Annotated in this window: 10 protein-coding genes and 1 other RNA gene; 4 read left to right on the top strand and 7 right to left on the bottom strand. The window is 70.4% G+C overall.

The window, feature by feature from the left end:
- Both AB0C84_RS17570 and AB0C84_RS17565 read left to right on the top strand, forming a co-directional pair.
- Positions 1-1,242 (top strand): AAA family ATPase (locus AB0C84_RS17570; RefSeq protein ID WP_361066956.1); only part of this gene is annotated, 1,242 nt, incomplete at its 5' end.
- A gap of 13 nt (positions 1,243-1,255) precedes the next feature.
- The gene (locus AB0C84_RS17565) at positions 1,256-1,936 is read left to right on the top strand and encodes a DUF3841 domain-containing protein (RefSeq protein ID WP_361066953.1); all 681 of its coding nucleotides are present in this window, start codon (positions 1,256-1,258) and stop codon (positions 1,934-1,936) included.
- A gap of 28 nt (positions 1,937-1,964) precedes the next feature.
- Here AB0C84_RS17565 and AB0C84_RS17560 read toward each other — a convergent pair whose 3' ends face one another.
- Positions 1,965-2,516, bottom strand: a complete 552-nt coding sequence (locus AB0C84_RS17560; RefSeq protein WP_361066950.1) for a GNAT family N-acetyltransferase — start codon at positions 2,514-2,516, stop codon at positions 1,965-1,967.
- The gene (locus tag AB0C84_RS17555; protein ID WP_361066947.1) at positions 2,513-3,799 is read right to left on the bottom strand and encodes a hypothetical protein; all 1,287 of its coding nucleotides are present in this window, start codon (positions 3,797-3,799) and stop codon (positions 2,513-2,515) included. Before AB0C84_RS17555 ends, AB0C84_RS17560 begins: the two co-directional genes overlap by 4 nt.
- A 138-nt stretch (positions 3,800-3,937) precedes the next feature.
- Between AB0C84_RS17555 and AB0C84_RS17550 the strand changes: the two genes are divergently transcribed.
- Both AB0C84_RS17550 and AB0C84_RS17545 read left to right on the top strand, forming a co-directional pair.
- On the top strand, positions 3,938-4,153 hold the full coding sequence (locus tag AB0C84_RS17550) for a hypothetical protein (RefSeq protein WP_361066944.1): 216 nt from the start codon (positions 3,938-3,940) through the stop codon (positions 4,151-4,153).
- Positions 4,143-4,424 (top strand): hypothetical protein, encoded by a 282-nt coding sequence (locus AB0C84_RS17545; protein WP_361066941.1) that lies wholly within the window; start codon positions 4,143-4,145, stop codon positions 4,422-4,424. Before AB0C84_RS17550 ends, AB0C84_RS17545 begins: the two co-directional genes overlap by 11 nt.
- A gap of 196 nt (positions 4,425-4,620) precedes the next feature.
- On the opposite strand, the gene ssrA is transcribed toward AB0C84_RS17545, so the two are convergent.
- From ssrA to ftsX, 5 genes are all read right to left on the bottom strand, one after another.
- Positions 4,621-4,993: a transfer-messenger RNA gene (gene ssrA / locus AB0C84_RS17540) on the bottom strand.
- Positions 4,994-5,300: 307 nt separating this feature from the next.
- Positions 5,301-7,238 (bottom strand): penicillin-binding transpeptidase domain-containing protein, encoded by a 1,938-nt coding sequence (locus AB0C84_RS17535; RefSeq protein WP_361066938.1) that lies wholly within the window; start codon positions 7,236-7,238, stop codon positions 5,301-5,303.
- A 9-nt stretch (positions 7,239-7,247) separates the two neighbouring features.
- Complete coding sequence (gene smpB, locus AB0C84_RS17530) at positions 7,248-7,739, bottom strand: SsrA-binding protein SmpB (protein WP_258942779.1); 492 nt, start codon at positions 7,737-7,739, stop codon at positions 7,248-7,250.
- A gap of 30 nt (positions 7,740-7,769) precedes the next feature.
- Positions 7,770-8,948, bottom strand: coding sequence for a S41 family peptidase (locus AB0C84_RS17525; RefSeq protein ID WP_361066935.1), 1,179 nt, complete (start codon positions 8,946-8,948; stop codon positions 7,770-7,772).
- A gap of 93 nt (positions 8,949-9,041) precedes the next feature.
- Complete coding sequence (gene ftsX, locus AB0C84_RS17520) at positions 9,042-9,947, bottom strand: permease-like cell division protein FtsX (protein ID WP_179846217.1); 906 nt, start codon at positions 9,945-9,947, stop codon at positions 9,042-9,044.
- Between the last annotated feature and the right edge of the window lie 41 nt (positions 9,948-9,988).

Here is a 9,988-nt window from a genome sequence, read left to right as displayed (position 1 = left end):
AAGCTGATGGAGGACCACCGCGACGAGGTCGTGGTCATCGCTGCCGGATACTCGGCCGAGATGCGCGAGTTCCTGGCCGCCAACCCGGGGTTGAGCTCGCGGTTCTCCCGGACGGTGGAGTTCGAGAACTACAGCCCCGCCGAACTCGTCCAGATCGTCGGGACGCAGGCCGACAAGGACGGCTACCAGCTGGCCGAGGACGCGCGCACCGCGCTTCTGGCGCACTTCACGTCCATGAAGCGCGACGCCTCCTTCGGCAACGGCCGCGCCGCACGCCGCGTCTTCGAAGCGGCGGTGGAACGGCAGGCACAACGCCTGGCCGACATGGAAGAACTGCCCTCCGGCGAGGAACTGTCCCGGCTGATCGCCGAAGACCTCGACGTCGACACCGGCCTGGCCGCCCGGTTCGGAGAGGCCCGCGACCCCGACCAGGTCACCGCCCTGCTGGCGCGGCTGGCGGCGATGACCGGACTGGACGAGGTCAAACGCGACATCCGCGACCTACTCGACCTCATCGCCTCGGCCCGGCGCCGCCGCGCCGCCGGACTCGAAGCCGAACCCTTCACCGGCCACCTGATCTTCGCCGGCCCACCCGGCACCGGCAAAACCACCGTCGCACGCCTCTACGGAGAACTCCTCACCGCCCTGGGCGTCCTGGCACAAGGCCAGGTCGTCGAAGCCGCACGCGTCGACCTGGTCGGACAGTACGTCGGGCACACCGCACAAAAGACCAGCGAGGTCTTCGAACGCGCCCGCGGCGGCGTCCTGTTCATCGACGAGGCCTACACGCTGTCGCGCCAGGCCGGATCAGGCAACGACTTCGGCCAGGAGGCCATCGACACCCTCGTCAAACTCATGGAGGACCACCGCGACGAGGTCATCGTCATCGCGGCCGGATACACCTCCGAAATGGAAGGATTCCTGGCCACCAACCCCGGCCTGGCATCGCGCTTCGCGCGCACCCTCACCTTCTCCCCCTACGAGGTCGACGGCCTGGTCTCGATCTTCCTGGGCAAAGCCAAGACGGCCGACTACCGCGTCCCAGAACCCACCCAACAAGCCCTCACCACCTACCTGGCGGACAACCGCGACCAATTCCGCGAGGGCAACGGACGCGAGATCGACAAACTGTTCCGTTCCGCGGTGACCGCCCACGCACGCCGCACCGAACAACTCGCCAACACCGGCGCCGAACTCACCACCGAACAACTCACCACCCTCCTCCCCGAAGACATCGGCTAGAGGCCGCAACCCGTTGCTGGACGACGAGACGGCGGGCACCCGTTTCCCGATCCGCGACGCCGAGCCCGAGCAGGCCGTGCCCGCCGGTCCAATGGGCTACGACCTCGACGCGGAACGGCTGCTGCTGCACACCGTCCAATCGGTCGAGGCGTTCGAGGCCCTGCTCACGACGGGCACGCTGACGCCGGACCCGGCCCTGGCGGTGGCCGAGTTCGCGGACGCCTACGACTGGATGTACCGGATGATGGCGGAGCGCCTGCCGACCAGCGGCCAGGGTGCGCTGTGGCTCTGGGCACGCACCAACCGCAAGCATCTGGTCAGTGCCTGCCGCCACTCGCGCGGCCAGGTGCTGCTCACCTGCCGGGTCCCCCGCGACCGCGTGCTCCTCTCACACTTCGATGAGTGGCACATGGTCCTGAACCGAGGCCTTGGCATGCCGAGGCTGCCCGGCGAGCCCGAGGACGAGGCGTTCGCCCGCTGGGAGCAGACTCACGACGAGTTCGACGCCCGCCTCCGGGCAGCGGGGATGCATGACGCCCCGACCCGGGACTGGCCCACCACCCTGCGGAACGAGATCGAGACGTCCTGGGAGAGCATCCTCAACCGGGACAACTACGGCCCCTTCGAGTGCTGGCAGGCCACCGTCCATACCCTCACCGCCGACGAGGTGGTGGAAGCGGTCCGGATCATCTGAGCGGCCAAACGCGGCCCGGCACACGGCCCTAGCTCAACGGCAGATCCACGACCATCACATCGAAGTGCGGGGAGTCGGGGAACGGCTGCGCCTTGCCGGCCTTGCGCCATCCCCACCGTGCGTACGCGCGCTGCGCGGAGTCGTTGTCCTCGCGGACCAGCAGCGTCGCCCGCTCCTCGGACCGGCCGCCCAGCAGTGCATCATGCAGCGCGTGCGCCACCCCCCTGCCCTGCCACTCCGGAATCACCATCAGCTCGTTGAACGCGAACGTCCTCGACCCGGTCTCGACGGTGAACCCGTCCGGGACCGGGGTCGTCAGCCCGTTCCACCAGCGTGTCTTCACCGGCAAGGTGCATCCGAACGCCTGCCCCACCGGCTCGCTTTCGATGTGCGCGACGACGATCTGGAACCCGGGGACTCTCGTGTAGCTGAGGACCCGTTCGGCGAACCGCTCCGCAGAGTAGAACGGCTGGTCGACAACGTCCTGGTGGGAGGCGACATAGACCGGCACGATCACGCTGTCGAGGACCTTCTCGGCCTCGGCGGGGTCGTGGCGGGTGAAGGTGGGATCCGCGGTCATCGGTCTCCCGTCGCTGCTAGCAGTTCGCGCGCCTGCCGGACCGAGGCGCGCCCGGATTGAGCGGGCGCCGCGAGCCGCAACGAGATGAGCGCGCTGCCTTGCAGAAGTCCGTCGCTGCGCTGCTCGGCCGGTAGGCCCTCCAGGACCTGCGTCATATGGTGGACGCCCTCGTCGACGTCCCCGGCCCGGATCAGTGCGCCGGCGCGCTGCATCTCGACCTGGCAGCGGAACTTCCAGCTCTGGGCTGAGCAGACGTCCAGCGCAGCGTCCTGAGCTTCCAACGCCGGTCCAACGTTCCCGGCGCAGGTGTGGACGAGGCTGGCGACGAAGTGGAGGCGGCCGACGGACCAGCCCCAACTGCTCCGCTCGGTCCGCACGGCCCCCGGCAGTTGCTCGAACACGCCGCGCAGGTCCTCCAGGGCATCCTTGGCCTCATCGTGCCTGCCGAGTTCGGCGAGGGCCTGCGCTTTGGCGGCGTGCCCGTTGACGATGCCGTCGGGTATGCCTCGCCCCACCATGATTGCCTCCTCGGCGGCCTCGACGACCGAGAGGCGGGGCGTCTCGGTGTAGAGGGCGAAGATCGCGGCGCGGCCCCGGATGCGGGCGGCGGTGGCGTGGTCGCCGGTGTGGTCGGCGGCGCGGGCGGCGGTGCGCCACCAGCGGCGCGCGGCGCGCCCCTCGCCGAGGTTGGTCAGGTTGATCGCCATGAGCGCTGCCATCTGGGCGGCGACATGGATCAGACGGAGCTGGGCGGTTCCGGGGGCGGTGGGGACGAGCCTCGCCAGCTCGGCAAAGTCCGCCGCGAGTTCCGGCTGGAGGGCGGTCGCGGAAGCCCAGCCGACCTCGTGGGCGTAGTCGTGCGCGACGCGCTCCCAGGTGTCGGCGTCGCGGTCGTTGGCATCGGCAGCGACCGCGGCCTCGAACGCCTCCCGTAACGGTGCCGCGTCACGCGCCAGAGAGCTGGCGGCAGCCGTGGTGGCCAGCAGACCGAGGAGGGCACGGCGTTCCACGTCTTCATTGTCATCGACGCTGTCAAGCCGCCCGAACAGTTCGACTTCCCCGATCCCGAACGCCGCCGCGTAGTCGGTGGCCCACTCCCGGGGGAAGTGCTCGCCGCGTTCGTACTTGCGGATCTGACGGGCGAGCGACTCCACCTGCGTGCGATTGGGGCGCAGGTCACGGGCGGCGTAGAGGGCTTTCGCCATCCTCGGTTTGGACCATGCGCGGGCTTCGCGCTCGGCGCTTAACCGCGCCGCCCAGCGCGGGAGTTCGTCGTCGGTCATGCGTGCACCATCCCGCCGGGGCCGGGGCAGGCGGACCCTTCTGAACAGTCCGCCTTCTGACAGCCAGTATCCGGCTCCCGCGTCGCAGGCGTAGGGCTTTCACTGAGCGTGACCCAATCACCACGAGTGAGGGAGCGCATGGTGCACGCCCCTGACGTGTCAGTCGAAGAGGCCAAGGCGAGGTTGCGGGACGCGTTTCCCGCTTGGTCGATCATCCATACCCGGGACACCGGGCGATGGTGGGCGACCCGCGGGCCCCTCACGCGCGAGATCCTCGACCGGCCTTCCGACGTCTGCGCCGACACCGCCGAGGAGCTCGCGGACAAGATCCGGGAAGTGACCCGTGACGAGTGAGCGGGCGCCGCGCGACACGGCCGTGATCGATCCCGTGCCGATCCGCGTGATGGAGGCCCGCCGCATCCAGGACCACTACGGCGGGACGGCCGTGTGGTTCGGGTACTTCACGCGGAGCTGGTGGGCGCTCCTCCCCGAGGCGCGGCTCGTCGAAGGCACGACCCCGGAACGGCTCGGCTCGGCCATCGCGGCGGCGAGCGGCGCGGTGGCCTCGCTTGATCCGGAGCGGCAGCGCGAGCGGGACCGCGCCCGGCGGGCCGGGCGCCCATAGCCGGGGCAGCGCGGCCGGTCGAGACTTCCCCCTCACTCCCGGCCGCGTTGCCCCTTCCAGCCGTGCGTCGGCCGTAGGACGTCGAGATGAGGGTGTAGCGCGGCGGTCGCCGGGGTGCTCGGGAAGGGGGTGCCTTATGTGGGCGGGCATGCGAGAAGCCGCTGATCGGAACTTGTCTGATCAGCGGCTTCTCTTGCCGTGGAGGTGGCGGGAATCGAACCCGCGTCCTTCGGTGATGGGTCAGGGCTTCTCCGGGTGCAGCCTGCTTAGCGTTTTCTCAGTCCCGGCGCTCACGCAGGCGTGTCGCCGACGGACTCAGTCGCTGTTAGATGTCCCTGCCGGGCCCGCGACCGGACCGGTAGGTGGAGTCTCCTTGCGATGCCAGACCCCGGGACGGAGACGCGCCCGGGCTGACAGAGTTCGCTCCTCGCTCAGGCGGCGAGGGCGAACTCGGACTGCTTCTTGTTGGCAGTTATTGGTTTGCTGTCACAGGATTTACGAGGTCACGACAGCAACCCTCGACCCGCTTCCCCTGGCTCGAACGACCGAAGTCGAAGCCGGTCACCCCCATGTTGAGTTGTCAAAGCATCGGTCCGAAGACGTCCGCACGATGACGTTACAAGGATAACGCGTGCGGGGGCAACGTGATTCCCCTGGGCACACGTGAACCCCGGTGGACGCGAACGATGTCGCGTCCACCGGGGTCGACCGGCAGGGTCGGGCCGGTCCGGACGGCAGAGCCTCCCCCGAGACGAGGCTCTGGTCTCATCACGGCGACTGAGTCCGCAACCCCCCAAGCGGTGGCTCAGTCACCCGTAAAGACGCACGCGGGGGGCGGGTTGGTTGCGTCCGGTCCGTAAAGAGCCGACAAAGGACCTAGCCGCCGAGGAACTTGGCGGCCAGCGCCGGGGTGTTGATGACGCCCTCGACCGCGATGGCGAAGGCGCGGTCGCCGCTGGAGCCCACGAACCAGGAGACGGTCTTCGGGCGGCCGCCCTCGTTGTAGGTCGTGAGGGCGGCGACGCCGACGACGTCGCCTGAAACGCGGGCGCCGCTGGCGTTGCCGCGGGACGCGGTGCGGCTCAGGACCTTCTTGAGGTTGGAGATGGACTCGGGCGGCAGGCTCTGCGCCGGCGGCGCCTGGGCCGTCGTGGACGGGTCCTTGAGGACGTAGGGCGGCCGCCAGGTGCCGCTGTACGCGGCGGCGGCCACCATGGCCATCGCCAGGGGGCTGACCTGGACGGCGCCCTCACCGACCATGGCCGCGGCCTTGTCGCCGTCGTTCGCGGGGGCCGGGACGGCGCCGGTGAAGGCGGGGACGCCGAGGCCCCAGTTCTTGCCGATGCCGAGCTGGGACGCCTCCCGGAGGAGGGTCTGCGCGTCCACCTTGCTGCTGAGCTGCGCGAGGGTCGTCTTGCAGGACGCGGCGAAGTGGTTGGCGAAGCTGCTGTCGGGACGGGCCTTGTTGGTGAACGTCTTGCCGCCGACGGTGACGGTGCCGGGGCAGGTGGTCTCGGTGGACTGCTTCATGCCGGCCTGGGAGAACAGCGCCTCGGCGGACACGATCCCGAACGTCAGGCCGGGCGGGTAGTGGCCCTCGAACGCGGAGTTCCGGCCGCCCGTGCCGTGGTTGGACACGGCGAGCACCTCGCCGGTGCTCGGCCGCACGGCGACCATGGACGCCGGGAACTGGAGGCCGGCCAGCGCGTCGTCGGCATGGCGCTGGTAGCCGGGGTCGAGGGTCGTCTGGACCTGCTGCGGCTCCTGGCCGGGCCAGGAGCGCAGCTGCTCGGTGCTCTTGCCGGTCTCGTCCTGCGCGACGACGCTGACGGTGGGCGTCCCGGCGAGGCGGCGCTGCTGGAGCAGCTGGATGCCGCTGACCCCGATCGTGTCGCCCGGCTGGTAGGGGGCGCCGACCTGCTGGAGCCGGTCGGCGGTGGCGGGGCCGAGGTTGCCGATCAGCTCGGGCGCGTACGCGGGCGCGATCGGCGCGCGGACGCCCTGGAACCGCAGGCCCGGGATGTGGGTGAGCCGCTGGATCAGCAGGTTGTGCGTCGGGACCTGCAGGGTCAGCAGCGGCAGGTACGTCTGCGGCGGGGCGGACCGGACGCGGCCGAGCAGGCGTTCGGAGTCCAGCCGCCGGCCACCGTCGATCTTGGTCTGCCTGGTCAGCTGGTCGATGGTCTTCTGCGGGTCGGCGAGCTGCCCCGGATACACCCCGACCTGGTAGGCACCGATCTCGCGCAGCGCGGAGCGGCCCTGCGTGTCGGTGATCGGGGAGCGCTTGGGCACCTGCGTCACCACGGCGAGGCGCTGCCCCGGCTTCAGCTTGGTGTTGATGATGGACTGGTTCCAGACGACCTTCCACTTGCCGCCGACGCGGCGCAGGTGCATGAGGCCGGGGTACTCCCACGGCTGCCCGTTCTCACCCAGGTCGATCTTCACGGTGAAGCGGGCGTCGGCCTCGTCGCCCTTCTTGACGATCTGGTCGACGCCGGAGCCCTCGACCTCGGTGCCGAGCGACAGCCGCAGGGACGCCGCGTCGAGCTGCTGCCGGACGCGGCCGAGCGCGTCCTCGACCTGCCTGCGGTCGGCGCCGACGGTCCGCCCGGCGGCGGCCTCGTAGTTGCCGACCTGCCAGGCGATCAGAAAGTCGCGGACGGCGGGCATCGCCGACGGCTCGGCCCAGCATCCGGTCGTCATCGTCCCGACCAGGGCGCCGCAGGACGCCAGCGCGACCGCCCGGCGCCGCGCGGGCGAAAGCAACGGCGTCCGGGCCCCGGTACGGGCCCGCCTCCGGCCTCGGTTCGTCATCGACACCCTTCACCGTCTCCTGAACCGGGCCGCCGCGGCCTTCTGCATCTCACGCTCGGCTTCCCGCTTGGCGATGGCCTGGCGCTTGTCGTAGGTCTTCTTACCACGGGCCAGGCCGATCTCGACCTTGGCCTTCCCGTCCTTGAAGTACAGCGAGAGCGGGATCAGCGTCCAGCCCGGCTCCTCCGACCTCGCGATGATCTTCTGGATCTCGCGGCGGTGCAGCAGCAGCTTGCGGCGCCTGCGGGGCGCGTGGTTGGTCCAGGTGCCCTGCGTGTACTCGGGGATGTGGACGTTCTCCAGCCACACCTCGCCGTCGCGCACGTGCGCGAAGCCGTCGGCCAGGGAGGCCCGCCCGGCGCGCAGCGCCTTCACCTCGGTGCCCATGAGCACCATGCCCGCTTCCCACGTGTCGTCGATGTGGAAGTCGTAGCGGGCCCGCTTGTTCTGGGCGATGAGCTTGCGCCCGGTGTCGTTCTTCCGCCCGGTGTCCCGTGCCACGTCCTCAGTCCTCGTCCCGCGTCGTCGTCTTCAGCCCGGCATCGTCGCGTGGAGGCCGCGCAGCACCGTCCGGGCGCGCCGCTCGGCCGCCTTGGCGGGGCGGTCGGCGGAGACCTCCACGTCGGGTTCGATGCCGACCCCGTCGAGGTTACGGCCGCTCGGGGTGCGGTAGCGACCGACGGTCAGTTCGATGACCGACCCGTCGGCGAGCCGGAGGGGTTCCTGCACCGAGCCCTTCCCGTACGTACGCGATCCTACGATCACCGCGCGGTCGCGGTCGCGCAGGGAGCCCGCGACGATCTCCGCGGCGCTCGCGGTGCCCGCGTCGACGAGCACGACGAGCGGGGTCTCGGCGTCACCGGGGGCGGTGACGGTGCGCCGCTGGACGGGCCTGCCGCGCGGCTCGTAGGTCACGACCGGGCCGCCGGACAGGAACGCCGACGCCGTCTCGACCGCCTCGTCGACCAGCCCGCCGGGGTTGCCGCGCAGGTCGAGCAGGACGCCGCCCCGGGGACGGCCCGCGGGCGAGCGCCCGGTCACGGCCGCGCGGACCTGGCCGCCCGTCCCGCGCGTGAAGGCGCCGACCCGGATCATCCGCGCGCGCTCGGGAAGCTCGGTCACGGTGACGTCCCCTCCAGAGACCTTCGTGCGGACGAGGTGGAACCTCCTGGTTCGACGCTCGCGCTCCACGGTGAGTTCGACCGTCTCGTCCGTGCGCCCGCGCAGCGCCTCGGCGACGCGCGAGATGTCCCAGCCGGTCACGGAGGCGTCACCGACGCGGGTGACGACGTCACCGGCCTGGACGCCGGCGCGGGCTGCGGGGGTGCCGGGCTGGACGCTCGCCACCAGCACGCGGGAGTCGCCGTCCTCGCGGCCGAGCCACAGGCCGACACCGCTGTAGCGGCCGGTGAGGCGCCCCTCGACGTCGTCGAACTCGCGGGCCGAGTAGTAGTGCGCCCACCGGTCGCCGAGCCCGCGCAGCATGCCCTCGATGGCGGCGCGGTCGAGGGCGCCGCGGTCGACGGGCCGCGCGGCCCGGCCGCCGATCTTCGCGGCGGCCTCGTCGAGGACGGAGCCGCCCCCGGCGACGGCCGCGTGGCGCTCGGAGCCCGAACCGCTCACGACCCCCGCGCCGTAGGCGCAGACGAGCGCCGCCGCGATGGCGGCGCCGCGCAGCACGCCGCCCGGTCGCCTGCTCAGCGGGGACACGGGCGCGACGGGGGCGCGGAGGGGAACATGCGGCCAAGTGTAGGGCGGTGCCGCGGCCCGGATCCGGCGGTTGGGCCGGATCCGGCCGTCACGTCAGATTCGCAGGTATCTGCGCAGGGTCAGGAACGAGGAGACGGCGCACAGCAGGACGCCGAAGCAGATCGACACGATGATGACGAGGATCACCACGCTCCAACCGAGCTGGCTGACGAGCTGGACGTCCCCCGCGAGTCTGTCGACCAGGAGTTTCTTACTGAAGATCAGTAGGACGGACGCGAACAACCCGCCGATCAGCCCGGCGATCGCGCCCTCCAGGATGAACGGCAACTGGATATAGGTGTTGGACGCCCCGACCAGCCGCATGATGCCGGTCTCCCGGCGCCGGTTGAACGCCGACAGCCGGACGGTGTTGCCGACCAGCATCACCGCGGCGATCACCTGGATCAAGGCGATCGTCAGCGCGGCGACCTGCAGTCCGTTCAGGATCCTGAAGAACCGCTTCAGGATCTCCTGCTCGTTGATGACCGAGTCGACGCCGGGCTGGTTGAGCATCGCCTGCGCGACCGCCTTGTACTCCTCCGGGTTCTTCAGCTTGACCCGGAACGAGTCGGGGATGTCGCCCTCGCGGGTGCTCTCCACGAATCCGGGCGAGCCGGCGAAGCGGTCCTTGAAGCGGGCGTAGGCCTGCTGCTTGTTCTCGTACTGGACATCCGAGACCTGCGGCATCTTCGCCAGCTGCGCCTTGAGCGTCTCCCGCTGCTGTTCGGTGACGTCCTGCTTCTGGCAGACGGGGTTGGAGCTCGTCTTCGCGCACAGGAAGATCGAGACCTCGATCTTGTCGTACCAGTAGCTCTTGGAGGCGGAGACCTGCTGCCGCAGGAGCAGCCCGGTGCCGAAGAGCGCCATGGCGATGGCGACGGTGATGACGAGGGAGATCGTCATCGTCATGTTCCTGCGGAGACCGATCCAGATCTCCTGGAGAACGAACTGTACGCGCATGCCTCGCTGTCCTTGATCGCCGTTGCTGGGCCGGGAGCCGG

It is taken from the genome of Actinomadura sp. NPDC048955 (assembly GCF_040649435.1).
Taxonomy (GTDB): domain Bacteria; phylum Actinomycetota; class Actinomycetes; order Streptosporangiales; family Streptosporangiaceae; genus Spirillospora; species Spirillospora luteofluorescens.
This window is presented reverse-complemented; position numbering and strand designations above follow the sequence as displayed.

What these genes read in the sequence shown, in the direction of transcription:
- AB0C84_RS17555 (WP_361066947.1), bottom strand. Translation starts at nt 3,799, where the DNA reads ATGACCGACGACGAACTCCCGCGCTGGGCGGCGCGGTTAAGCGCCGAG.
- ftsX (WP_179846217.1), bottom strand. Translation starts at nt 9,947, where the DNA reads ATGCGCGTACAGTTCGTTCTCCAGGAGATCTGGATCGGTCTCCGCAGG.
- AB0C84_RS17560 (WP_361066950.1), bottom strand. Translation starts at nt 2,516, where the DNA reads ATGACCGCGGATCCCACCTTCACCCGCCACGACCCCGCCGAGGCCGAG.
- AB0C84_RS17550 (WP_361066944.1), top strand. Translation starts at nt 3,938, where the DNA reads ATGGTGCACGCCCCTGACGTGTCAGTCGAAGAGGCCAAGGCGAGGTTG.
- AB0C84_RS17535 (WP_361066938.1), bottom strand. Translation starts at nt 7,238, where the DNA reads ATGACGAACCGAGGCCGGAGGCGGGCCCGTACCGGGGCCCGGACGCCG.